20 protein-coding genes are annotated in these 26,193 nt (G+C 43.4%); 8 read left to right on the plus strand and 12 right to left on the minus strand.

Going from position 1 to position 26,193, the window contains the following annotated elements; translation table 11 throughout:
• Window positions 1–169: 169 nt before the first annotated feature.
• Window positions 170–1,288 carry an acyltransferase gene (locus LQ226_RS10930; RefSeq protein WP_231417931.1) on the minus strand — a complete coding sequence of 373 codons (1,119 nt, stop codon included), beginning with the start codon at window positions 1,286–1,288 and terminating at the stop codon, window positions 170–172.
• A gap of 273 nt (window positions 1,289–1,561) precedes the next feature.
• Between LQ226_RS10930 and LQ226_RS20950 the strand changes: the two genes are divergently transcribed.
• On the plus strand, window positions 1,562–1,696 hold the full coding sequence (locus tag LQ226_RS20950; RefSeq protein ID WP_255688501.1) for a hypothetical protein: 135 nt from the start codon (window positions 1,562–1,564) through the stop codon (window positions 1,694–1,696).
• Between the two features lie 79 nt (window positions 1,697–1,775).
• On the opposite strand, the gene LQ226_RS10935 is transcribed toward LQ226_RS20950, so the two are convergent.
• Complete coding sequence (locus LQ226_RS10935) at window positions 1,776–2,603, minus strand: alpha/beta fold hydrolase (RefSeq protein WP_231417932.1); 828 nt, start codon at window positions 2,601–2,603, stop codon at window positions 1,776–1,778.
• 13 nt (window positions 2,604–2,616) lie between these two features.
• Window positions 2,617–3,663, minus strand: coding sequence for an SDR family oxidoreductase (locus LQ226_RS10940; RefSeq protein WP_231417933.1), 1,047 nt, complete (start codon window positions 3,661–3,663; stop codon window positions 2,617–2,619).
• Window positions 3,664–3,887: 224 nt separating this feature from the next.
• Between LQ226_RS10940 and LQ226_RS10945 the strand changes: the two genes are divergently transcribed.
• The 7 genes from LQ226_RS10945 (at window position 3,888) to LQ226_RS10975 (ending at window position 14,620) form a co-directional block, all read left to right on the plus strand.
• Window positions 3,888–4,256: a hypothetical protein gene (locus LQ226_RS10945; RefSeq protein WP_231417934.1), complete on the plus strand. Its 369-nt coding sequence runs from the start codon at window positions 3,888–3,890 to the stop codon at window positions 4,254–4,256.
• Between the two features lie 271 nt (window positions 4,257–4,527).
• Window positions 4,528–6,153, plus strand: a complete 1,626-nt coding sequence (locus tag LQ226_RS10950; RefSeq protein ID WP_231417935.1) for a M4 family metallopeptidase — start codon at window positions 4,528–4,530, stop codon at window positions 6,151–6,153.
• Between the two features lie 310 nt (window positions 6,154–6,463).
• Window positions 6,464–10,042, plus strand: coding sequence for a chitobiase/beta-hexosaminidase C-terminal domain-containing protein (locus LQ226_RS10955; RefSeq protein WP_231417936.1), 3,579 nt, complete (start codon window positions 6,464–6,466; stop codon window positions 10,040–10,042).
• A gap of 176 nt (window positions 10,043–10,218) precedes the next feature.
• Window positions 10,219–11,166, plus strand: coding sequence for a VanW family protein (locus LQ226_RS10960; RefSeq protein ID WP_231417937.1), 948 nt, complete (start codon window positions 10,219–10,221; stop codon window positions 11,164–11,166).
• Between the two features lie 211 nt (window positions 11,167–11,377).
• On the plus strand, window positions 11,378–12,034 hold the full coding sequence (locus tag LQ226_RS10965; RefSeq protein ID WP_231417938.1) for a hypothetical protein: 657 nt from the start codon (window positions 11,378–11,380) through the stop codon (window positions 12,032–12,034).
• Between the two features lie 23 nt (window positions 12,035–12,057).
• A complete protein-coding gene (locus tag LQ226_RS10970; RefSeq protein ID WP_231417939.1) occupies window positions 12,058–13,395 on the plus strand; it encodes an efflux RND transporter periplasmic adaptor subunit in 1,338 nt (445 codons plus the stop codon).
• Window positions 13,396–13,726: 331 nt separating this feature from the next.
• Window positions 13,727–14,620, plus strand: a complete 894-nt coding sequence (locus LQ226_RS10975; RefSeq protein WP_231417940.1) for an LCP family glycopolymer transferase — start codon at window positions 13,727–13,729, stop codon at window positions 14,618–14,620.
• 498 nt (window positions 14,621–15,118) lie between these two features.
• Here the strand turns inward: LQ226_RS10975 and LQ226_RS10980 are convergent, their stop codons facing one another.
• The 9 genes from LQ226_RS10980 to LQ226_RS11020 form a co-directional block, all read right to left on the minus strand.
• On the minus strand, window positions 15,119–17,143 hold the full coding sequence (locus LQ226_RS10980; RefSeq protein ID WP_231417941.1) for a methyl-accepting chemotaxis protein: 2,025 nt from the start codon (window positions 17,141–17,143) through the stop codon (window positions 15,119–15,121).
• 347 nt (window positions 17,144–17,490) lie between these two features.
• Complete coding sequence (locus tag LQ226_RS10985) at window positions 17,491–18,516, minus strand: ABC transporter ATP-binding protein (RefSeq protein WP_231417942.1); 1,026 nt, start codon at window positions 18,514–18,516, stop codon at window positions 17,491–17,493.
• A 2-nt stretch (window positions 18,517–18,518) separates the two neighbouring features.
• The gene (locus LQ226_RS10990) at window positions 18,519–19,460 is read right to left on the minus strand and encodes a C40 family peptidase (protein WP_231417943.1); all 942 of its coding nucleotides are present in this window, start codon (window positions 19,458–19,460) and stop codon (window positions 18,519–18,521) included.
• Window positions 19,461–19,481: 21 nt separating this feature from the next.
• The gene (locus LQ226_RS10995; RefSeq protein ID WP_231417944.1) at window positions 19,482–20,576 is read right to left on the minus strand and encodes a mandelate racemase/muconate lactonizing enzyme family protein; all 1,095 of its coding nucleotides are present in this window, start codon (window positions 20,574–20,576) and stop codon (window positions 19,482–19,484) included.
• 21 nt (window positions 20,577–20,597) lie between these two features.
• Entirely contained in the window at window positions 20,598–21,515 is a 918-nt protein-coding gene (locus LQ226_RS11000) for a S66 peptidase family protein (protein ID WP_370635486.1), read from the minus strand.
• A gap of 90 nt (window positions 21,516–21,605) precedes the next feature.
• On the minus strand, window positions 21,606–23,264 hold the full coding sequence (locus LQ226_RS11005; protein ID WP_231417946.1) for a peptide ABC transporter substrate-binding protein: 1,659 nt from the start codon (window positions 23,262–23,264) through the stop codon (window positions 21,606–21,608).
• Window positions 23,265–23,285: 21 nt separating this feature from the next.
• A complete protein-coding gene (locus LQ226_RS11010) occupies window positions 23,286–24,278 on the minus strand; it encodes an ABC transporter ATP-binding protein (protein ID WP_231417947.1) in 993 nt (330 codons plus the stop codon).
• A gap of 6 nt (window positions 24,279–24,284) precedes the next feature.
• Window positions 24,285–25,253 (minus strand): ABC transporter permease, encoded by a 969-nt coding sequence (locus LQ226_RS11015; protein WP_231417948.1) that lies wholly within the window; start codon window positions 25,251–25,253, stop codon window positions 24,285–24,287.
• A 1-nt stretch (window position 25,254) separates the two neighbouring features.
• A complete protein-coding gene (locus LQ226_RS11020; protein WP_231417949.1) occupies window positions 25,255–26,187 on the minus strand; it encodes an ABC transporter permease in 933 nt (310 codons plus the stop codon).
• Window positions 26,188–26,193 lie beyond the last annotated feature (6 nt).

The following is a 26,193-nucleotide window of genomic DNA, read 5'->3' on the forward strand; positions in this document are numbered from 1 at the left end:
TCCCTTTTTTGGTCTATTCTACTATATAATTCTAGGCATTTACGATTTTTCCTTGAATTGGACGTATCTACTATATCGAACTGTAAGTTGCTCAGCAACTGGAAATGGTTGTATTAGGTTAAAACGAAAGGTATATAAAAGAGCCCGCCAATTTTGACGGACTCTAGTGTTAGGATGAAACGGATGTTGAACTCATGTTTTCGTCTTTTGACTTCTTTTGAAGAGGGGGTAGTTTCCCGAATACAATTTGCGCAAATGGAACAAATTGATGGAAAGCGCGAATGATCAAGTAACAGAAAGCAACCGTTAGGGTATAGCGGAGCACCACGTCCACGTGGAACAGGTAGTTGGAGTGGACGGGGACCCATCTGGCGACTTCCTTCAGAACAAAGGGATGAATTAAATAAAATCCAAATGAGTAACTCGCAACATGTTCAACGAAACGGAGCTTCCGTTGTGATAATCGTTCGCTTAGACGTTCGGCTATGCGGAAGACAATGTAGGCACCAACCATCATATAAAAGAAGTTCGGTAACTTCTCAAGCCACGGCGAGACGTACCATGTGTTCGCAATATATAAATGATAGTGGACGCGTACCGCAATGGCACCAACGATTAGAGCAAGTGCCCCAAGCGGGAACGTCCATTTACTTGTTGAACGCTCTTTCTCCTGTGAGTAATGGATCCCGACCCAACCTCCGAGAAGGAATGGTCCAATCATGCTTAAGAATACAGGGTAGGTTACCCAATCGACGCTAATTCGTAGCATAAAGAACGCTAGATCAAGCACAATTCCAAACACCCACATATACTTTCTAAACCAATCTAGCTTCTGGGATCCCCACACGATGAGAGGGAGGATCAGATAAAATTGGACGATAAGAAAGATAAAATGAAGCTGGTAATAGGAGTCCCCTTCTAATATGCGAATGATGGCCTCGGCAGGTTCGAACGATCGGAATCCTGTAAAGACAGCATAACCTTCGTAAAATACAGCCCATACGAGGTAAGGGACAAGGATATAGGTGACACGTTTTTTATAGAAGCGTTTTAGTAAGGACTTTGTCATTTCCTGTGCATAATAGCGGTAGAAAAAGACAAGGCCTGTCATGAAGATAAATAAGCTCGCTTCAATACGTACAATTCGATTAAGGAAATGGTATTTCTGAAAAGCATCTCCACCGGCCGGTAGCGTGCTGTAGTAGGTCCCGGATACGTGGACAAGGACAACACAGAGCATGGCAAACATCCGGATAAAAGAGATGGATAGAATCTTTTTGTTACGCATTGCTATTCAAATCCAATCTATGATTTATTCTAGTGTTTTCTTTCCCTCTAGTGTATAGATTCCAACTGCAAAAATCTATGAGCAAATTTAGGGAAGGGGAGAAATGGGGAATTTAGATGATTTTTCATGATCTAGGAGTTCAATCGGAAAGTGGGTTTTCAAGGGTTCGACAAAATAGAAGACAATGTGCTTCAGCATTACTATTTTCTAGCGTTTTCGTCGAAAACTGTGTTATATTATACATATTATGTAAGTGCGTGAGGAGTTTTTCAAGTGGATGAGCAAAAACAATGGGTTGAATTAATGAGAGAAGTGATTCAGCACACGGAAGGGTCCGCTGAAACGAGTGCTCAGGACATTATTGACCTGATGAAACAGCGTTTACAGTCTTCTGTTGTAACGGAGTAAGGTGATTGATCAAACGTTTGATCAATACATACTTATGTATAAGAAGGGTAGAGATGCTAAGGTGCACCTCTACCTTTTCTTATGAAATATCTGAAATGGACTTGTTTAGAAGGGAGTGGTGGCTGATGAACTCAAAGGCAATTCTGTTAAATTCAGCTGCTTTCTCTAAGTTACAGACATGGCCGCACTTTTGAATGATGTGCATTTTGGATCTGGCTTCTGTTTGCACGTGATTTTTAATGCCTTTTATGAACATATGGTCTTCTGATCCTGTTATATAGAGTTTAGGGATGTGGTTGGTTTTCTTATCAAGTTGTTCATAGATCTTATAAGAGTCCCGAATGATGTTGGCCCAACCGAGGTAGGCGTATCGACCAAGCTTGGTGGCCTCCCGTATGAAAATGTTTCGAGACTTGCTGTGATTAGGCTTTGGCAAGACGATATATGCAAAAGCTTTAAACGGGACCATGTAGGGGAGTATGTGACTCATAGGGAATGAAATGGTGAGTTTCCCTAATAGTTCACCCCATTTCAGCCATTTGCCTGCTGCTCCTGCTAAGGTCATCGACTTCATTCGGTGGGGGTGTTCCATTGCGATCGATTGCATCACGATTGTTCCAAGGGACACACCGAGGAAGTGCGCAGAAGAAATGGATAGCTTATTTAAAAGGTCAATTACTTGCTGGCCCGTATGTGTTAATAGGTTTTGTTTCTGTCTTATAAAAGGGCTTTTTCCGTGTCCGGGCAGGTCGATAAAGAGTAGATTGAAGTTTTCTTTAAAGTAGTCGATTTGTTTGTGGAAGATGTTCCAATTCCCGCCTAAGCCGTGCAGGAACACGACCCATTCCTTTGAAGGGTCTGAGAAGTACATTTTATAGTGTAAACTCGAATGGTGAATACTTTTCATAAGGTCCTCGTTTCTAGGATCTATTTCCGTAAAGGATGCGTTCAATCATGTCGATGTTCATATCTAGGTGGTCCATCCCGTTTTTACGCAACAATTGTTTCGTATTCGTATCATCAAATGTTAATTTCTTATTCCAATAAGGGCGGAACACTTTCATCGGTTCGTTAAACTTTTGCTCTTCCTTCGAAAGTTCTCCCGCGTAATCGGATGGCACCATTTCAATATTCGGGAAATCGAGCTTTTCTTTTACCATGTCAAAGAGCAATCGATTGGTTGGCGGATTTGGATTCGTAATATGGTAAATTCGATTTGGTTCATGTGTAGCCAACGCGGCGGTTAGTACATCGAGGACGTAATCGACAGGGATAAAGTTCTGGGATGTCTCTTCGGTGCACAGGAATTTATAGACTTTATCCTGAAGTTCTTGCTTCCGATCGGTTCGCTTTTTCAAGATCTCAAGTCCACGAATGACACCGTATAAGGCAAAACTTGTGTCGGCTTCGCCTGTTTTTGAGTCACCTATAATAATCGATGGGCGGAAAATGTTCACATCAAGTGTATCTTTATACGCCCACACCAGGTGTTCAGCATGGCATTTGCTTTCCTCGTACGGGTTTACGAATTCCTGATCTACGGGGTGAAGCTTTTCTTCTGCATATCGTTTCGTGCCTAGTGTATAGGCGGTGCTAATATAGTAGAAGTGTCTCGCGTTAATGACTTTTGCCAATTCGAGCATATTTTTGGTTCCGCTTACATTTATATGAAATGTTTTATCCCTCTCGCTCTCATCAAAGGATAGGTAGGCTGCGCTGTGATAGATGGTATCGATTTGATCGGTTAACATGGCCAGGTCATTTGATGAGATGCCTGCTTTTTCTTCCATCAGATCTCCTTCGACAATAGAGAGGCGAGCTTGTATATCTTCTGAAACGGACTCTAAGAGGTTCTCAGCTTTACGCCTGTTTCGTGCAATGGCATAGACGTGATGGCCTTCATGGAGTAATCGAAGCGTAAGCTGCTTTCCTAAGAATCCAGTCGCTCCGGTTAATAAGATATTCATGTTGTTTGGGCTCCTTTGCTGTTTATCTTTAAATTGTATAATGATTTATTTTTATAAATTTTTTATATTTTTGTACGACTTCTTTTAACCATAACATAAATCGACACGAGAAATTGTGAAAAAAGTATGGACAGTGAATCCATTTTCTGTATAAAGCAGGAGATGGGGGTAAAAATCTTAGGAATGGGGAAAGATAGATACCAAATGGGAAGGAGATGAAGCGGATGAACGCATTTACGGATAGTATAAAGAATTGGGCAAAAGATACAGCTGGTAAAGTGAAACAAAGGCTTGAAGATCACGCGGCTTACAGCAAGATGAAAGTGGAGGACCTTGCGAAAATGGTGCTTAACCATGAAGGGACATCTCACATGCGCCATGAATACATTGGAGTTGTCCTGCATGATTACCACCTGCGCCTTGGGGATACGGATCTTTTGTTGGAAACCAAAGGGGATCAGTCCTTATACATATTAGAGTGCAAAGTTGTGCAAAAGGGGCACGTCATTGGTCAGTTCCAGTCCTGGGATCCGAAAATGAATGTTCTGGATTCCTTGCGCGTGCCGGCTTTTATTAAAGAAGGAAGAGAATAATAATCAGAAGCGAGTCCAGTAAAGGGGGCTCGCTTTTTTTATTTCGAAATAAAAGGATTTCTCTTAAGCTTTTTTGATGAATAAACCCAACTGTTTTCCTCAAGATTGAAAATGGTCGATTATTGTCTGGGACTTTCGTCCTTTTTGCGAAAATATGTTCCGTATAAGTCAACTGAATCCCTCTTTCCCTTTCTTGTTTTCTCAAAGATTTTAATAGAATCATCCGATACAATAAAGGTAGATTTTATAGAAAAGGGAGATGAGGGAAACAATGAAGAAACAAAATTGGAAAACGGTTGCCGGGGCGGTTACATTAAGTGCTGGATTGTTACTTGGAAGCGGTGCTTCAGTGAGTGCAGCAGCCGATACGGCGTGGAAATTAAAGCCTGAAGCAAGCATTCAAAAGGATCAAGTAACCGGGCCGTCTTTTATTTCTGGTAAACTATCATCCCAAAAAATTAATAGTAAGCAAGATGTTGATAAATTCTTTAAGGAAAATATAGATGTATTTAAGAAAAATCCAAAGTCTCAGCTTGAGCTTAAAGATGTCCAAACGGATGAGCTTGGCATGACGCACTATGTGTATCAGCCTGTGGTTCACAATGTCCCAATTGACCAATCTCGCGTTCTAGTACATGTGAAAGAGGACGGGGAGATTGCATCGATTAACGGGGAATTCCATCCGGATGCCCCTCAGAAAATTAAACAGCAGCGTGAACTGAATAAAAAGCAGGCACTAGATGCTGCGTGGTCGTCGATCGATGTAGAACGAGCAGAAGCGGATTTGAAGAAACAATCCGTTGATGGGAAAACCGTTAAGAACCTAACGGAAAAATCAGAGCTTGTCGTTCTTCCGCAAGACGGAGAATATACCCTTGCTTATCATGTACAGCTTCAATTTGCTGAACCAACCCCAGGGAACTGGCAGATCTGGGTGAACGCAGAGGATGGTTCTATTGAGAAGTCTGTGAACAAAGTGCATGAAGCAACGGGTACAGGAACAGGCGTCTTAGGAGATCAGAAGTCAGTAAATACTTATTATGCAAACAATACGTATTATTTATATGATGTAACGAAGCCGATGAGTGGGGTTATTGCTACTTACGACAACAATAATGGTGGTCAGTATAGCTTGCCTGGTTATTATGTAACCGATTCTGGCAACACGTTCTACAGCGAGCGTCAAAAAGCTGCTGTTGATGCGCACTACTATGCCGGCGAAGTGTTTGATTTCTATTATGACAATTTCGGTCGCGAAAGTTACGACGATAATGGATCTGATATTGTGTCTTCTGTACACTTTGGTAACAACTATAACAACGCAGCGTGGGTCGGAAATCAAATGATCTACGGTGATGGTGATGGGTCTACGTTTACGTATCTATCAGGTGCAGATGATATTGTAGCGCACGAACTAACGCACGCTGTGACAGACACAACGGCTGAGCTAGTTTACGAGAATCAGTCCGGAGCATTAAATGAATCCTTCTCAGATGTATTCGGTTATTTCGTTGATAACGAAGATTGGTTGATGGGTGAAGATGTTTATACACCGGGAGTACCGGGGGATGCGTTACGTAGTATGAGTAACCCAACTCAGTATGGTCAACCAGCTCATATGGACAATTATCAGAATCTGCCTAATACAGAGCAAGGGGACTGGGGCGGCGTCCACACGAATAGTGGTATCCCGAACAAAGCTGCTTATAACACAATCAACGCTATTGGACAATCGAAAGCAGAAGGTATTTACTACCGTGCTTTAACCGTGTACTTAACACCAAGTAGTACATTCTCTGACGCTCGTCAGGCACTTGTTCAATCTGCACAAGATTTATACGGCTCCACAACAGCTAATTCCGTCGCTTCCGCATGGAACAGCGTAGGCGTCTACTAAACTTTAAAACGGACTCGTGTAATGCGAGTCCGTTTTTTTAATGCGGTGAAAGAGTGAAGGGTGTCAGACACGCGGCTGCGCTTTAGAGAGGTGAAGGGTGTCTGGCACGCTGTAGTGCTTTAGTGTAGTGCTGGGTGTCTGGCACGCGCTGTTGCTTTAGAGTGTGAAAGGGATTTTGTGGCTTTTGTCTTATGCATATATGACTGTTTTTGTCAGTTTAGGGAGATTTTATTGGAATCTTAACGTGAAATTTATGTTTATTTGCTAGGATATGAATTGAAATCTACTTTTTTACAAGGGAGTTGGGGATGTGAAGAATCGTAGTATGAAGAAGGGGTTAAGTTTGGCATCGGCTTTGGCGTTATCTGTGGGTGGTTTGACACCGGCAGCTGTGGTGAGTGCTGATGTTAGTAGTACGGACGGGCTGATCATTTCTGAATATGTAGAAGGCGGCGGTTATAACAAAGCGATTGAACTGTTTAATGGGACAGGTCAAACGCTTGATCTTAGTCAGTTTGACTTAAAGCTATTTTTTAATGGAAATACCACGGGAGAATCAGTCAGCCTTACGGGTGAAGTAGCGCCTGGGGAGACGTATACAATCGTCAATAATCAAGCGAGTAGTGAATTTATCAACCTTGCCGATCAAACGAGCGGAGGCATTAACCACAATGGGAATGATGGTTATGTTCTCTATTACAACGGGGATATTGTAGATTCGTTTGGTCAAATCGGAGAAGGATCTGATTTTGCTAAGGACGTAACGCTTGTGCGACAATCTTCTGTTACAACAGGAGATGTGAATGCAGATGATGCATTTGATCCGTCTGAAGAGTGGGAGGCGTATGCGAAAGACACGTCTCAGTATCTTGGAAGTCACACGATGGAAGGAGTCGATTCTGGCGATGGTGACTCAGATGATGAGACAACCACACCGGTTGAGGTTACATCGATTGCTGACGTTCGTGCAGGAGGAGCGGGTCAAACGGATGTGGCTGTTGAAGGTGTTGTGACAACGGATCTGGGCGCTTTTGGCGGCAAAGCGTTCTATCTTCAGGATGGTACCGCTGGGATCTATGTGTATCAAGATACATATGGTGACGAGATCCAGAAGGGTGATGTGATTCAGCTGACAGGTGACACGACCGAGTACAACGGGGTCCTTGAGCTTGTAAATGTCTCCGATCTAGAAAAGAATGGAACAGGCGAGTTGCCTGAACCACTTGTAGTATCGCCATCTGGAGTGACAGAGGAGAATGAAGGGAGTCTCGTTTCTCTTGAATCGGTATCCATAAGTGGGCTTGAGAAGGTGAACGATTTCGGGACGTTTGAGTTCGTTGCGACGAAAGATGGGGAAAGCGTAACCGTTCGTGTAGACAATCGGACAGGGCTTTCGTATGAAGATTTCCTATACACGGATGGGATGATTGTGGACATCACGGGGATTTCTACTGAGTTTAACGGAACGGATCAAGTAATGCCTCGAGGTGAAGCGGATATTGAGTTTGTTTCAACAGGTACAGCGGATGCGATTCAGGCGAACCCTGGTTCTGGTGGGGTGCAAGCAGGTTCGACCGTCTCGTTGTCATCTTTTGAAGAAGGGGACATCTACTATACGACAGATGGGTCTGAACCAACGGTAGACAGCTTGAAATATACAGAACCAATTACAATAACAGAAGACACCACAATCAAAGCGATCCAAGCAGGATACGAGGGGACGTCTTCAGTTGTAACGTTTGAATATCAGGTGTTAAAAGCAAATGATGAGCTCCGTATTCACGACATTCAAGGTGCGACACATACTTCTTTATATGAAGGTATGACGGTTTCGGGGATAGAAGGAATCGTGACGAGAACGACTGGTGATAATGGCTTTTATATGCAGGAGCTTTCGGGTCAAATGGATGAGGATCCTGCTACGTCAGAAGGGATTTACGTTTACAACAAGAATGGATTAGATGTGCAGGTTGGCGACCGGGTCCAAGTAGCCGGCGAAGTAACAGAATATACTCAATCCAACTTTCTTTGGTTCGATTTCTCAGATGATCTCACGTTAACGCAAATCGCAGGAGCAAGTGTTAGTGTTGAAGAAAGTGACGTTGAGTTGCCGGAAGCGGTGGTTTTAGGTGAAGATGGGCGTCAAATTCCGTATAAAGTGATTGATAATGATGCATTCTCGCTATTTGATCCTGAAGAGGACGCGATTGATTTTTACGAAAGTCTAGAGGGAATGCGTGTGGCAGCGCCAACTGCGACCGTTGTGATGCCACGAGCGGAGTATACGAATTACGACGAAACAGCCGTGACCGTTCCGAATGGTTCTTCTAAAACGCGAACGCCTGCAGGTGGAATTATCGTTGAACCTAGCCTGAATCCTGAACGTATTCTGATTGATGATTATAGTCAGGATATGGAGCCGATTACAGTGGGAGCTACGTTTAAACAGCCAGTAACAGGTGTCCTTGGATATGAGTTCAGTAATTATAAGCTTGAAGTCGATGGACTTCCGGAAGTGGTAGAGAGTGATTTTGAACGGGAAACGACAACTCTTCAAAAGGACGAAGAGAAACTATCGGTAGCAAGTTATAACATGGAAAATTACTACGCCACAGATACTGAAAACCCAGAGAAAACGGATGAAATTGCAAAAAGTATTGTGAACCGCTTAGATGCACCGGATATTGTTGGGCTTGTAGAAGTGCAGGATAACAATGGGGCAGGTGAAGGCGAGACAGATGCAAGTGAGAACTATCAGGCCATTATTGAGGCAATCGAAGAAAACGGAGGCCCGACCTATCAGTATACGGACATTGCCCCAGCCAATAATGAAGACGGCGGGGAACCTGATGGCAACATTCGTGTAGGATTTATTTATAATCCAGACCGCGTTTCGTTGGCGGAGCAGCCTAAAGGTGATGCAACGACAGATGTTGACGTTACTGAAGATGGAGGACTAACGCTTAATCCAGGGCGAATCGATCCGACTAATGAAGCGTTTGATGATTCCCGAAAGCCACTTGCTGCGCAGTTTGAGTTTAATGGGGAGGACGTTATTGTAGTAGCCAACCACTTTAATTCAAAAGGTGGAGATGATGCTCCGTTTGGCGGAATTCAACCTGCTGAATTAGGAAGCGAACAACAGCGAATCGCTCAAGCAAAAGTGGTAAACGGTTTTGTCGATGACGTGTTAGAGAAAGATGGAGACGCCAATGTTGTTGTCTTAGGTGACTTGAATGACTTTGAATACTCAGCTCCTCTTGAAGCTCTTGAAGGAGACGTTCTGTCGAATATGATTAAAGAGCTTCCTGAGAATGAGCGATATACGTACAATTACCAGGGGAATTCCCAGGCTCTCGATCATATCTTAGTGGCCAACCATTTGAGAGATCAAACAGCCGTTGATGTTGTGCACTTGAATGCTGACTTTACAGAAGTACAGGGCCGAGTAAGTGATCATGATCCAGTATTGGTGCAGTTGGACCTTAGAGAAGCTGAGGAAGCAACGATGACCCAACAATGGCGCGTGATGAAAAAGCCAGTTGGTCATGTATCCTCAAATGGTAAATTAGGTACAAGAAGCCATGGAGTAACCAGAGTGACACTTACAGATGAAGAAGGTAAGAAGTCGAAGCAAACGGTTCTAATTGCCTTTGGTGATGATAAAAATTGGGCGAAGAAACATGGCAAATCAAAAGGGAAAAAGAAACTAATTGAAACTCAATCCTTAGAGCTTTTAGATGAGAATGGGCATGTAGTGCCCGTTGATCTTAAAGTGAATGGAAATAAAATTGTGATCCCTGGATGGGAAAGTGTGCAACCAGGCACTTACAGTTTATCAATTGCAGGAGCAAACAAAGACGCATCCCTATCATTCGAAATCCGATAAACCAGAAAAACGAAGAGCTGTAAAGGCTCTTCGTTTCTTTTGGGATTTTATGCTTTAGTAGGGTAAAGGGTGTCTGGCACCATGCAGTGCTTTACCGTGATAAAGGGTGGGTTGCTTGAAACGTTTTGTACATGAAAGGTTGGTTGTATATCCATACTACGTTTAGGAGGGTATGGATGATGAAAATGGTCTTATTGGGTTTATCTATTTTAGTTGGAGGTGCAGGTGTAGCTGCGCCAGTTGCTGAGAAAGAACAGATCTCAATACTTCACGACGGGGATGAAGTGAAAAAAGTTGAGGTAATACCGTTCACGCATGAAGTGGGTGAGCCTTTTGTGGATTTAGAACGTGTGGGTAAACTGAGTCGAGAACTTAGTGAACAGCTCGTTCAGGAACCCGTGAATGCGAAGATTGGGAAGTCGGGAGAGATCCTATCGGGTGAGCCGGGGTTTAAAGTGTACGAAGAGAAATTTCAAACGAAATTCATTCAGACGCTTTATGAACCAAGTAAGCAATCGATGACTGTTCCTTTAATGACTGTTCACCCCAAAGTGGACAGTGAGTTAATTGCACATATTCGGACGCAACAAATTGGGCAGTATGTTACGTACTTTAACTCAAGGAATGAAGAACGTACTCATAACATTCAATTATCCTCTGATGCGATTGATAACCATGTCGTGTTTCCAAATGAGGTCTTTTCGTTTAATGAGGTAGTCGGAAAACGAACGAAAGAAAAAGGGTATAAGCCTGCCCCTGTCATTGTGAAAGGGGAAGTGACTGAAGGGATCGGCGGAGGAATATGCCAGGTCTCCTCTACGCTCTTTAATGCAGTTGATCATGCTCGAATTAAAATTGTAGAGCGTTATTCTCATAGTAAACAGGTACCTTACGTTCCGCCTGGTAGAGATGCAACGGTCAGTTGGTGGGGGCCTGACTTTACTTTTAAGAACAACTACAATGAGCCTGTCTTAATCCGATCGAATGTTGTGGGAGGAACGCTTCGGATCGCGATTTATTCTGCAAACGGTGTAGATGTGAAACCGCGGGATATTCCAGATGCCTCAAAAGAATTGCCTGATGAAATTCATATTGATAACTTGAAGGATGGATTTATGGAGTAATGGGTCCTCGGAAATATGAGTATTTCCGAGGAAATTTTTATGAAGAAATAACGATTATATCGAAAATTGTTGAAACTTAAAATATATTCGTACGTCTTATATAAATATGAGTTTTATTTATGATAAAATGTGGTACATGATGATGTATGCCATTTTTTACATAATATTTTTCAAAAAATGTATCATCGAATTCGAAAAAAGGATGAGGTTGATGTATCAAGTTCGTGTGGCACCGTTATTCTTCAGGCGGGAAAATGCCTTTTCTCGCATGTATCAAGCAGAGAAAGTAGACAATCTTTGGCGCCGCGTCTTTCTTCTGATGTTTCTTAGTATATTCGTCTACATAGGTAGTGCCTGGTTTGGGCTAGGAATGGATACAATCTCAACCCGGGCGACTTCTCTTTCATTTGAAGACTATGAAGTTCGAAAACTATTTTTCTTGTTTGGTCGAGCCTTGTTTGGGTTGATTTTTGCTATTTTAATATTGTTTGGCAGTCCATTTCTAATCTGGATGTTTACGGGTATTCCTTATCGTAAGCTTATGGCGCTCCATCTTCCTATACTAACGATTTTATTGTTGGAGCGAATCTTTTGGGTTGTACTTTTAGTAAACACTGGACTTGATTGGTATGTGTCACCCATTTCGTTTGGGATTATCGCATCTTACATAACAGATATCCCATGGATTATTTATTTCTTTGGTGCGATTTCAGTGGTTCAGCTTTGGATCGTATGGTTTAAGATCAAAACCGTTCATTATTTTACAGAATGGAAAAGATGGCAAGCGTGGCTTCTCGTTATTTTACTACATATCCTATACTGGGCAGCCGCAGCCGCACTAGCGCACGTTGATGTATATTTTTTATAACATAGGAATCGCGAGGTTTTGACATGAAGAAGAACAGAAAACGTTGGATTGTCGTTCTGACCACGACGTTGTTGGTGGTGGCTAACATTATTCTGGTTGTCTTGTCAGAAGATGAAGTTGAACGAAAATCCTACATATCCAAATGGGATACGCCTTTCACGGCGGATTTAGAAAATGCGATTGCAGCAGAAGGTGTGTTTCAGCCATCTACTGAGGAGTACGTGTATTTTGATAAGGATTTAGGTAGTTTTCAGCAGTTCGTTGTAGAAGAAGGGGATGAAGTGCAGCTAGGGGATCCCCTTTTTGAATATGTGGTCAGGGATTACTGGGGGACGGTGAATCAGCTTGAGGGCCAGATCTCAGGCCTTGAAGAAGAGGTAGATGCCCTTGAGGACTATGTGGATGATGTAGAGGACATCGACGTCCCAGAACCTGAAGAAGATGACGACCGTCCATTTGCTGAGGCTGAAGTGAATCAGGAGCAGTCTGAAGCAGAAGCTGAGAAAGAGTTGGCGCTAAAAGAAGCTCAACTTGAAGCGCTAGAGGATCAGCTAGATCAAGTTGAAGACAGGGGCCAGGTTGTAGAAGTCTCTAGTTTGTTTGACGGTACAATTAAAGAGTTGGACCACAACCTTGAAGATCCGGCCGTCACAATTGCCAGGTCTGATCGTTTAATCGTTACTGGAAATGTGGATGAGCAGAACCGTGTTGACGTTGAAGAAGGAATGAAGGCTCGAGGTACGGTTGAGAAGCTAGAAGAGTCATGGGAAGGGCAAGTGGGCTCTGCGGATGATTTCCCTATTGAAGGTTCGAGTGAACTTGGAGATAGCGCTTATCCGTTCGTCGTTGAGTTAAATGAGGATATTGATCGCGCCTTGCCTGGGTACCATAGTACGGTGTACCTCACAGTTGAAGAAGTACAAAACGTGCTGACGGTTTATCAAAACTGGATTCACCTTCCGATCAATGGCATGGAAGACTTTGTATCCGATCGGGTTGTGGAAGAAGAAGCGCTCGAAGAAGAAAGTGAAGAGGTCCAAGAGGAAGGGCCAGATGAAGAAGTTGAAAGCCCTGAAGACGCTAAAGCATACGTAGAAGGGCCATATGCTTGGGTAATGAACGATTTAGGTGTAGTGGAGAAGCGTCCATTGGAACTTGGAATGGATGAATACAATCTCCAGCAAGTTCAAAAAGGGCTAACCATTGAAGATTGGGTAGCTGATGAACCAGATGAAGAGTTCCGAGAAGGGACAACTTTCCTCACCTCGCTTCAAGCCAAGCGTATAGATCTGACGGATGTGAGAACATTAGATCGAGGCGTAATGTGGGAATACGCTAAGATGGGACTTCTAATGCGCTAGATCTTTCTGTAGAAAACCGCTGTTACACTTGTAGCAGCGGTTTTTTTGTAATCAAACCTTGTTTAGATGCGCTTTTTCACTGCACAGCAATGAAGGGTGTCTGACACGCATCATTGCTGTATAAGAGTAAAGGGTGTCTGACACCATTTATCGCTTTAATGTAGTAAATTGCTAGCTGTAAATATTTCTCATGGGATTCGCTTAAATGTGAGGTTAGGTGATAAAATGAGGAGAGGTTGTTAGATAGAAAAAGGAGCGAGCGAGATTGGCTGCTAGAAGAAGATTTAAAGGGAAAAAGAAGAGTAGATTTTACCGGATTGGTCTCATAGTGATGGCTGTGTTAGTTGTAGGGGGATTGGTTTATGGCTTCTCAGTTTATCAATCCTTTCAAAATACGATGGATCAAGTCTATGAACCACTCAAACGGGATACGGATAAACGAGTGGATATGGTCACGAAGAAAGACCAAATTGATGCTCCGCCGTTTTCGGTTTTACTACTTGGTGTAGATGAAAGAGAGGACGATGTAGGACGGTCGGATACGATGATTGTTCTGACTGTGAACCCTTCAGAAGAAACTATAAAAATGCTAAGCATCCCCCGCGATACGCGTACAGATATTATTGGACACGGGACGGTAGAGAAAATTAACCATGCCTATGCGTATGGAGGTGTCCAAATGTCTGTGGAAACAGTTGAAGACTTTTTGCAAATTCCTATTGATTATTATGTGAAGGTTAATATGCAAGGCTTTGAGAAGATTGTAAATGCAGTGGGTGGAGTCACGGTCAAGAATGATTTAGCCCTTTCACATGGCGGTTATGATTTTCCAAAAGGGGAAATTACGCTAGATGGGAAGAAGGCTTTAGTTTATACACGCATTCGTTATGAGGACCCTCGTGGTGACTTTGGGCGCCAAGATCGGCAGAAGCAAATCATACAAGCTGTGATTGATAAAGGAGCCCGTGTGCAATCCATGTGGAACTACAATAGCTTGTTTAACGCAGTTGGGGAGACGATTAAAACAAACTTAACGTTTGAGGAAATCGTAAATCTTCAGAAGCGATATAAAGATATGCGGCATAATATTGATCAGATGAGATTTGAAGAAGGGGATGGAGGTTTTGTAGGTGACCTATGGTATTACTTCCCTGATGAACAAGAACTTCAAGAGCATATCCAAACCTTACAACAGCATCTTGAAGTTGATAAGGAAAGCTATTGATGCTTAAGGATCGTCGATTAGGTTGAGTAGTGCGATTTGTAATTGAAAAACTCCTTCTTGTAAAAAAGAGGGAGTTTTTATGTTTTAAAGCGATAAAGTAATTAAGTAAAGAGGAAGCCGACCTAAAGTTATAAAAGGTCGGCTTTAGCAACAGCATTAGCAATTAAAACTCTTTTAGTCAGGGCACTCTGACTATTCAACCAAAGATCTGTTTTGACGGTGAGTATTTCCAGAAACTTTAGGGAGTTAATTGCATGCATCTATATATTACGATGATATAAAGAATTTGTTGAGGGTCTATAAAGAATTGTTTTTACTTTCTTTATAAGGTTTTTTTAGACAGAACATATTATGGAAAAAGGATAGATCTAAAAATCCTAATACTATTTACCTAATAGAGGCGCTTTTAATTGGTAGAGAGGTGAAGGGTGTCTGACACCCTGGAGTTCTTTACAGCAATAAAGGATCGCCTTTTAGTAAAGGCGATCCTTTTTGGGGTTAGTTGAATTTAAATTTTTTCATTTCTTGGTTGAGCTGCTCTGAGATATCTTGTAAGCCGGAGGAGTGCTTAGCGAACTCTTCCATTGTGGCTGATATTTCTTCTGAGGAGGCCGATACTTCTTCAGAAGAAGAGGCAGTTTGCTCCGAAAGAGCAGAGATATTCTGAATTTCTCCAAGGACCGCATCCTTATTTTCCTGACTGCTAGAGACGGCCTCTTTTACCGTTTGGGCTTGCTCGGCTACTCCGTTTAAGGCAGATAAGATTTCAGAGAATATGGATTTGGTCTGCTGAACGGCTTCTTCTTGTTCTTGAACCGTTCCATTTGTATCTCCGACGGCTTGGACAGCTTGATCGACTACCGTTTGAATCTTCTCGATGATGCCTGTTACCTGACTTGCCGAGGCTTTTGACTCTTCCGCTAGTTTGCGTACTTCTTCAGCTACCACAGCGAATCCTTTCCCGTGTTCCCCTGCTCTTGCGGCTTCAATCGAAGCGTTTAATGCGAGTAAGTTGGTTTGTTCTGTAATGTTTGAAATGGTTGTCACAAAGGCGTTGATCTCCTGCATGTTGTCATTAATCTCTTGAACAATGGTTCCTACTTGCTGGGAGGAGTCTTTTGTTTCCTGAGATTTTTGAGTTAAGATCTCAACTTGCTGTAACCCGTCACGGCCAAGATCTGCTGATTGTGTGCTTACCTGGTTCATTTGTTCAGTGGCACCGACAATTTGGTCGAGCTGATTAGATAAGTCACTCATTTCTTCTGAGCCTTTTTGAGTGTTTTCGGCTTGAGAGGAAGCCCCTTCTGCTACATCGCCTATAGCTGAAGCTACTTGAGTGATAGATGTTGAGGTCTCCGTGGTTATAGTAGAAAGATAGGTGGCTGTCTCAAGCGTTGTATTGGCTGAGTTTTCTACGGCACTCAATGCACCTGATAAGTCTTCCATCATCTCATTGAAGCTATTTTCTAGTTCTTTGAATTCATCATTTGCTTTCAGGGATACGCGAGTTGTTAAATCCCCCTGGGCTGCTTCTTTGAAAGATCGACGCACTTTGTTAATGTTTCCTGAAATTTTTCGACTAACGATCCAAGCTGTTAGAAGTGCAACGATGACAAACGCAATACACATCACTAAGGTGATTGTTTTTATGCTACTCGTTCTTTCGGCGAATTCACTGCTTTCAAGAGTCGACAGAACTTTCCATCCGGTCATGTCGTTCGTGGTGAAGACAGACGTTTTCTCTTCCTCTTGATACGTGTATTCTTTTGTTCCCTCTTCATTCTGGCTGAGGTGATCCCACACGCCGACCTCTTTTAATGTATCCGATCCGATTAAAGAGGAGTCAGGGTGTGTGATTAGATTCCCGTTATTATCAACGAGAACGACGTAGCCTGCATTTCCTATCACAATGTCATTTGTCATATTAGCGAGATCGCTAAGGTTCATATCGACCCCAATTACCCCAACAAGTTGCCCGTTGCTCTCGACAGATTTGGATAGTGTTACGATTGAATTGCCTGAAGATTTATCCTTGTAAGGTTCACCGATGACAAGCTTCCCTTGCTGTTTGGCTGCTGCTTTGTACCAGGGGCGACTTGTAGGATCAAAGTCATCCGATAGGGAGGATGCAGCGGCTTCAGGTGCCATGAGCAACTCGCCTTGATCCGTAGCAAAGTAAACGTGCTTATAATTTTCACGAGTATCCCTTGTGCCCTTTAATAGATAACTAGCATAAGTACGATTATTCTCATTGCTGTAGTAGTCTGTGAAATTAATGTTGTTGGCCAGTAGCTCCATCTGACTTTCCATTCCTTCAAAAAGGTTGGTCAGTCCATTGTCTACTTCATTGACGACTTGGAATGAAGATTCTTTTACCTCATTCTTGATGATGGATTCTGTCTTTGTTACTGATACAAGGCCTAATGTCAGTAAAGGTACGATGGCTAAAAGGGCCATAACGAGAATCATTTTTGATTTAACGGTATTGAGTTTGAATAGTTTGCGCTTCTTTGTGTTCTTCAATGTTGTCCTCCTGTTTATGTAATATAGGATGTTTAAGCTTCCTCTTCACACTATCTAAGGCGGTTTTTCGTAAAGTATGAGCAAGAAGAGAAGTGCCAGTATAGTAAATTGAGTAGGAATAATGACCGACTTTCTGTTTATCGGTATATTAAAAGAAACTTTTAGTAAAAATTTTAGAATTCATAGAAATAGAAGGGGAGGAGATGTGCGTCACTATAGTAAAGAAGTAAAGCGTGTCAGACACCCTTCACTGCTTTACAGCAAGAGAGGGTGTCTGACACGCTTTATCTCGATAAAGTATAAGGGCGCAAAAAAACCGGCTCTTTTGAGAGAGCCGGTTTTTGGGGTTAGCGGATGTTGACTTTCATGCCGCCTTTGTTGTCGTTGATTGGGGTTTTGTCTTCGATGTCTTCGTTGTATAGGTGGCAGGCGACGTAGTGATTCTTCGTCACTTGCTGCCATTCTGGTACGATTTCTGCGCAAGCTTCCATGGCCATTGGGCAGCGTGTGCGGAACACACAGCCGCTTGGTGGATTAATGGGGCTTGGTAGTTCCCCTTCAATAACGATCTGCTCTCGCTCGTCCTCAATATCCGGGTCTGGAATAGGGACAGCGGAGAGAAGAGCTTTGGTGTAAGGGTGAAGAGGGTTCTTATATAACTCTTCTGCATCCGTTAGTTCGACCATATTGCCAAGATACATAACCCCAATACGGTCTGAAATATGCTGAACCATGGATAGGTCGTGTGCGATGAAAAGGTACGTGAGACCTTTCTCTTTTTGCAGCTTTTCTAATAGATTGACGACCTGGGCTTGGACGGATACATCAAGGGCCGAGATGGGCTCATCGGCTATGATGATTTCAGGATCTAAGGCCAGGGCTCTGGCAATCCCAATACGCTGTCTTTGTCCACCACTGAATTCGTGGGGGTAACGGTTGGCGTGATCCCGTGTTAAGCCCACTTCTTCAAGGAGTTCATAAATTCTTTTCATCTTTTCTTTTTGATTCTTATAGATCCCATGTACCTCTAATGGCTCTGCAATGATTTCTGCAACGGTGGATCTCGGATTGAGCGATGCATAAGGATCTTGGAAAATCATTTGCATATTCCGTTTTAACTCAAACTGCGCTTTACCTTCTAACTCGTGTACATTTTCCCCGTTGTAGAGCACTTCTCCGCCTGTGCGATTGTAGAGGCCCATGATCGTGCGCCCGGCTGTTGATTTTCCACAGCCCGATTCACCAACCAGACCGAACGTTTCCCCGCTGTAGATTTCAAAACTAATGCCATCTACCGCTTTCAGGATCTGGCCACGCCCAAGCTCAAAATGCTTTTTGATATCTTTTACTTGTAAGAGTGCATTGTTCTTCATATCTACTCGGTTTTCTCCTCCCAATAGCGTCTGGCGCTGCACAGTTCTTTTTCATAGATCGTGTCTTTTAAGTCAATAATCTCAACATTTTTACCGGTGTTAGGCGAGTGAATCATTTTACCATTGCCGTAGTAAAGGCCGACGTGGTGAAGTTTTCCTTTGCCTTCCTCATAAGCGAAGAACAACAAGTCACCTGGCTGTAAGTGGTCAAGGTCTACCTTCTCGCCGCTTTCAGCCTGGTCGTGAGCATCACGCGGGATTTCGTACCCTTGTGCCTTGTGCATGTTGTACGTGAATCCAGAGCAGTCATAGCCAAACGAGCTCATGCCACCCCAGAAGTAAGGAAGGTCCACAAACGCTTCGCCAGATTTTAAAATATCTTCACCTGTCCCTTTTGGAATGTCTTCAAGGGAAGGGTATACGGCAATTTCATCCGTAGAGAAATAGCCTCCACCATGCGGGCTTAATACGCCTACGTAGTCGTCTTCCTTCGTTTGTACAGGGAGAGTGGTTAAATAACTTACTTCTAGAAATGGTTTTTTGTAAGGATCATAAAGAGTTGCTTTCTTTGTCTTCACAACGGCAACGCCATTTCCTGTCCATGCCTCACTAGGCAGTTCTTTTAATTGGGTGAGAGGGACCCAACCTGGATAGCCGCGTTCGTCCTTCCTTGATGGTTGAGTGGGAACAATGACGTGTGCCCATTCCCCTTGGATATCGACTAAGAGAACTTCTTCTCCATATAAAAGCTGAGATTGGATTAAGTTATCATCGCTTAAAGCAAGTCTTGGTTCATACGTTAAACTCGTATGCCATTGCTGTAAGTCTAGCGGATTTGAAATGCCTGGCGCATCAATTTCACGTGGGGATTCTGGTGACGTCCAAACGGTTGCTACAGGTACTTGGACGACCCAGGTCGTACTCGTTACGGTGTCTTGAGTCATTTGGGTTTGCCTCCTTATGGGTTAGGAAAGAACTTGATCAAGGTGTACAGATGTGATGCCAAGACCAGCGCCTTCTGAGAATGTGATATGACGGCCGTTGTAAATGACGCCGCCTTCAATCGAATCGTTCAAAAGCATGAGTGGTGCATCAAAGTCAACGAAGTGGACATTTTTCTGGCTGGCTGCAAAATGAGCTGCGGCTGTAATCCCAATCTTCGTTTCGATCATGCTACCAACCATACAAGGAACGCCGTAACTCTCTGCTAATTTATTAATCTGCAGGGCTTGGTGAATGCCGCCTGATTTCATGAGTTTTATATTGATAAGATCTGCGCTTCTTGTCTCTAATACTTGTTTGGCCTGTTGAGGAGAGAAAACGCTCTCATCAGCCATAATACGGGTTTCGGTTTGATCTGTCACGTTTTTAAGTCCTTCGATATCGTGAGCTTTCACGGGTTGTTCCACAAGTTCAATTCTTAAATCTAATTCTTCCATTTGTCGGATAGCACTAATGGCTTCTTTAACGGTCCATCCCTGATTCGCATCTAGTCGAATCGTAGGCTCATCTCCAACTTTTTCGCGGATTTGGCGAATGCGTTCAATATCTGTTTCGATTTCATCTTTCCCTACTTTCACTTTCAGTACATTAAATCCGTCTTGAATATACTGAGCTGCGTCTTTAGCCATTTCTTCTGGGTCATTAACGCTCACCGTATAATCTGTTTCAAGCTCTGATTTGTAGCCTCCGAGTAATTGATAAAGAGGGAGATTGCAGCTTTGTGCAAAGCAATCGTGCAGGGCCATATCAACAGCCGCTTTCGCACTCGTATTTCCGACCATTGCACTATGGAGCGCCTCAAACAGGGCCTCCCTGTTCGTTAGTGATTTCTCAAGGAGGAGAGGTTTTAGTATATAAGTGATCGCATATTCGATGCTTGCAATGCTTTCGCCAGTAATCACGTGCGTTGGAGGTGCTTCACCCCAGCCGGTAATCCCGTTATCGCACGTGACTTTTACATATATACTCTCAGCAACTGTAACGGTGCGCAGAGCTGTCTTGAATGGTTTCTTCAGTGGTTCTGCAACTGGATAGGTTTCAATTGATTGGATCTGCATGTGGCTCATCCTCTCGAAGTGTTATTCGACTCCTGGTTCAATGGTAAGTTTTTTGTCAGAAGCCGACAGACTGCCCTTTGTCCCAAGTGGAATCGCGAAATGGGGGAGGCAGTGTCCGATTTTAAATCCTGATAAGACGGGCTTGTTGAGACGGGCGAAATAAAAACGCAACACTTCTTCAAGGGAGAGGGAGGCTTCTTTCTTCGGATCTGATTCTGAGAAATCACCTACAATAATCCCGGCTGCATCGTCAAACTTCCCAGCTTGCCGTAATTGATTTAAAAACGAGTCAATGCGATAAGGTTCTTCTCCAATGTCCTCGATAAGTAACAAATTCCCTTTTGTATCAATCTCAAACGGAGTCCCGATTGAGGTGACGAGTAAAGAAAGGTTTCCGCCGACAATTTCTCCTGTAGCTTCTCCTTTTGAAATGACCGAAAGAGGGGAGAAGTTCTCATCGTACACAAGGGTTTCTGGTGAGAAGAGTTGGTCGAACATGGCTCTTGATTGATCATCGAACGTATCTTTTCCAATATCTGATCCAAGCATAGGACCGTGAAACGTAACGAGTCCGGTTTGTTGACGAATCGATGTATGTAAAAAAGTGATGTCGCTATATCCCCAAAATATTTTGGGATTGTTTTTTATTATGTCGTAGTCAATCGCATCAGCAATACGAGCTGTTCCGTATCCGCCGCCTGCGCAGATGATCCCATCTATCTCAGGATCTTTGAAGAAATTATGAAGGTCCTGTAGTCGTTCTTCATCTGTTCCTGCTAAATGTCCGTATGTGTTAGCCACATGTTGACCTAATCGGACGTGGAGCCCTTTCTTTTCAAAAAAAGGAATGGCTTTCTTGACGTTATCTAAGTCGGGAGGGCTTGCTGGTGCAATGACACCAATCGTGTCGCCCTTTTTTAAACGTTTTGGGATAAGCACGGGCGTTCTTCCTTCCATATGTAGGATGAAAAGAGGCTTGCCCGGAAAGGGAGCCTCTTTTCGATCAAATTATATTCTTGTTTATGTGCATTATTCTTTCGAAGCCCACTTCAGTTCTAAATAGCCAACTGGGTGGCGGACAATATCGGAAACATTGTCTTTGTTAAGGTACACGTGGTTGTAGAAGTGAACCGGGAAGATTGGCATTTCTTCAAATAAAACTTTCTCGGCTTCATACATAAGCTCAAAACGTTTCTCGTCATCTGACTCTGCTTTTGCATCAGCGATCAGTTGGTCATATTTTTCACTAGACCAGCCTGTACGGTTCATGACAGAGTCTGATGTGAAGCTCTCTAGGAAGTTAATAGGATCGCCGTAGTCAGCAAGGAATGAACTACGAGATAGTTGATGCTTTAAGTCTTTCTGGTCTTGAAGGAATACGTTCCATTCTGTGTTCTCAAGTTCAATTTCAACGCCTAGAACAGATTTGAATTTCTGTTGAAGCGCTTCGGCGATTGCTTTATGAGACTCACTTGTATTGTACGTAAGGGTTACAGATGGAAGCTGGTCATAGCCTTCTTCTTTCATTCCTTCTTCAAGTAGTTGCTTTGCTTTCTCTGGGTCTGGCTCAAGGAGATTTCCATTTTGCTCACGGAAGTCGTTACCAGATGGATCTGTGAATCCATAAGAAACGAATCCATAAGCTGGTTTTTCTTTATTCTTCGTAATAAATTCCACGATTTCCTGCTGGTCAACAGCAAGTGCGAATGCTTTACGGATCTTCTCGTTCTGGAATGGTTCTTCTGTTACGTTGAAGCGGTAGAAATACGTACCCGCTTGTTCTGTAATGGATACCGCATCACTATCGATCAGATCGTCTGCCAGTTCAGAAGGAATTTCAGAGACATCAAGGTCGCCTGTGTCATACATTTGATATTCTGTGTTCGGGTCATCAACCATGGCAAAATGAACTTGGTCTAATGTGACCGTTTCAGCGTCCCAATAGTTTTCGTTCTTTTTCAGAAGCATATCATTATCTTTTTTATACTCAGCAAGATTAAATGGACCGTTTCCTACGAACGTGTCAGCTTCAGCGAACCATTCTTCATTCTCTTTGGCTACACTTTCGTTAATAGGGAAGAAGGCCGGGTTCGAAATAACGTGAGTAAAGAAACCAGTTGGTGCTTCAAGGGTTACTTTTAATTCTTTGTCACTCACTGCTTCAACCATGACATCTTCTTTGGAACCTTCTCCGTTATTAAAGGCTTCTCCACCTTTAATGAAGTAGCCCAGGAAGGCTGCAGGAGAGGCTGTTTCTGGGTCTAATAGGCGTTTCCATGCATACACGAAATCACCTGCTGTAACATCGTCACCGTTTGACCATTTTGCATTGTCACGAATCATAAAGGTGTAAACTGTACCGTCTTCAGAAACCTTCCAATCTTCAGCTGTTGCTGCTTGAGGACTGTGGTCCTTTCCAAGACGAGTAAGACCTTCCATTAAGTTGTTTAATACGTTCCATGATGCAGAGTCGAACCCTTTTGGAGGGTCTAGAGATGTTGGGTTTTGCCCGTTGTTTAAGTTGAGCGTTGTAACATCATCTCCGCTTGCTTCATCATTTGTGTCGTTGCTGTTGTCTTCGGTCTCTGTGTCGTCTGAATCTCCTTCACCAGAGCTGTCTGTAGCAGTACAAGCAGCAAGGCTAAAAGCGAACAAGACGGTGAGAAGAAGCATTAACCATTTCTTCATACTAATTTCCCCTTTCAAATTTTATGTAGCCATATATTTTTTGGCTCGTTCATCCTGCAGCCAGCAATCCACTTCTTGTGTGTCGCTTAGCTTCGTATGAACGGGATACACATTTTCACAAACTTCCATTGCTTTTGGACACCGGGCTGTAAATGGACAGCCTTTCGGTGGAGAGAACAAGTCAGGCGGCGTCCCGTTAATTGGTATCAGTTGGTCTCCCCGCTGATCCAGACGTGGTACGGAATTGAGTAATCCCCTTGTGTACGGGTGTTGCGGGTTATAAAAGATTTCTCTTCTTGTACCGACTTCAATGACCTTGCCTGCGTACATAACGGCAATACGGTCCGCAATTTTGGCTACCACACCGAGGTCGTGGGTAATTAATATAATGGAAACGCCCGTTTGCTCCTGAATGCGATTAAACAACTGGAGAATCTGGGCTTGAATCGTCACGTCGAGAGCGGTTGTCGGTTCATCCGCAATTAAAAGTTCTGGTTCACAAATAAGGGCCATGGCAATGACGATACGCTGTCTCATCCCACCACTAAACTGGTGAGGGTGCTGTTTCATGCGTTCTTTCGGATTCGGAATGCCTACTAGATTTAGCATTTCGATGGCCTGTTCATTTGCGTCCTGTGATGAGATCTTTTTATGTTGCTTCAATCCCTCTGTTAACTGATCCCCGACTGTTAGGGTCGGGTTCAGTGCTGTCATAGGGTCCTGGAAAATCATTGAGATGTCGACTCCGCGAATTTTTCTGATTTCTTTGCTGGACATCTCCGTCAGATTCTGATCTTTAAAATGAATCGATCCTTGTGTGATTTTGCCTGGAGGAGAGGGGATCAGCTTCATAATGCTATTAGCAGTTACACTTTTGCCGCACCCTGATTCTCCTACTATGGCGAGCGTTTCGCCTTTATGAAGCTCGAGGTTCACCCCGCGAACAGCTTGCACTTCGCCTCCATAGGTTTTGAACGAGACGTGGAGGTCTTTGATATCGAGTATTTTTTCCATTTGAGGTTACCTCCTTAACTTCGGATCAAGTGCGTCTTGCAGCCCGTCGCCTAGTACGTTAAATGCGAACATAGTCGCTGAAATAAAGAACGCCGGGAAGAAGAGGCGCCACCAATCTCCTGAAAGAATAACACCAAGGGCATCGTTCGCCATCACGCCCCAGCTTGCGAATGGAGATTGAATCCCGAGACCTAAGAAGCTAAGGAATGCTTCTGCGAATATAGCCGTGGGGACGGTTAGCGTCATTTGAACGATGATCGGTCCCATTGTATTAGGGAGTAAATTCTTTCGAATAATCCGCCCTGTCTTTGTCCCAAATGATTGGGAGGCGAGGACGAATTCATTTTGTTTAATTTGTAGGACTTGTCCCCGGACAATCCGGGCCATACCGACCCAGCCTGTAACGGTAAGGGCAACGATAATGGTGAATAAACTTGGACCAAGAACAACAAGAAGCAAAATAACAACTAGTAGGTACGGAAGACCGTATAAGATTTCGATAATACGCATCATCACGTTATCAGTGCGACCGCCTTTATAACCTGCGATGCCTCCGTATGTAACGCCTATAAAGAAATCAATGAGCGCTGCCATTAACCCAACGAAAAGGGAGATTCTGGCCCCGTACCATGTTCTTGTAAAGACGTCTCGCCCAAGGTTATCAGTGCCGAACCAATGGTCAGCCGATGGGGGCTGGTTTTGATCTTGTAAAACTCCTTGGTCTACGGAATAAGGAGATAGGACTGGCCCAAATATGGCCATAAGCCCTAGCACTATTAAAAATAAGAGACCTCCCATAGCGAGTGTATTTCCTCTAAGGCGTCGCCAAGCGTCCTGCCAATAGGAAAGAGAGGGGCGTACAACAGTCTCGGCACTTTCAGCATCTTTCTCTTTCGGTCTAAACCAATCATCAGGTATATCCGAAGAGGTAGCGGGAGTGTGCCCTTCTTTGGTTTCTTTCGTTTCAGTAAGCACCCTATTCTCCTCCTTCTTTATGCAATTTAATACGTGGGTCTAAAATGCCGTACATAATATCAACTAAGAACAGCATCAGAACGAGAAACGTGCTGTAAAAGACGGTAGTTCCCATAATGACGGGGTAATCTCGTTGGTTAATGCCCTGTACGAAATATTTTCCCATTCCTGGAATGGCGAAGATTTTTTCAATAACGAATGTACCAGTCAGGATCCCAGCCAGAAGCGTTCCAAGAATCGTCACGACCGGCATAAGTGCGTTGCGTAGGGCGTGTTTAACGACGATTTTAAATGGTGATAATCCTTTGGCACGAGCTGTTTTTATGTAATCCTGCGTGAGCGTTTCAAGCATACTAGAACGGGTTAGCCTTGCAATGATTGCCATAGGGCCAGTTGCGAGCGCAACAATTGGCAAGATCATGTGCTGAGGACTGTTCCATGTAGCGGCCGGCAGCAGTTTAAAATCGACAGCGATAACCTGAATAAGTAGGGTTGCGAGAACAAAGTTCGGTATAGATATTCCGAGCACCGCAATCGTCATGGCGGTGTAATCGATTAGTTTGTTATGCCTTAGTGCTGCAAGGACACCGAGCGTGATGCCTGAAATTAGCGCTACAATGATCGTCCAGATGCCTAGTTCAGCTGAGATCGGAAAGCCCCGGCTGAGTAGGGAGTTTACAGTTTCAGTAGGTTGTTTAATAGATGGTCCGAAATCAAAGGTAATGATAGATTTTAAGTAGAGTACGTATTGAACTGGAAGTGGTTTATCTAAGTTGAAGTGTTTCTCTAAGTTCTGTTGAACGACGGCATTGCTTGTTTTTTCTTCATTGAAAGGTGATCCTGGTATGGCATTCATGAGAAAGAAAGTTAGAGTTGCAATGATAAAGATCGTTAGAATCATGAGGAAAAAACGTTTCACAATGTACTTGAGCATAGTTTT

The organism is Pontibacillus sp. HN14, from assembly GCF_021129245.1.
Lineage (GTDB): Bacteria > Bacillota > Bacilli > Bacillales > BH030062 > Pontibacillus.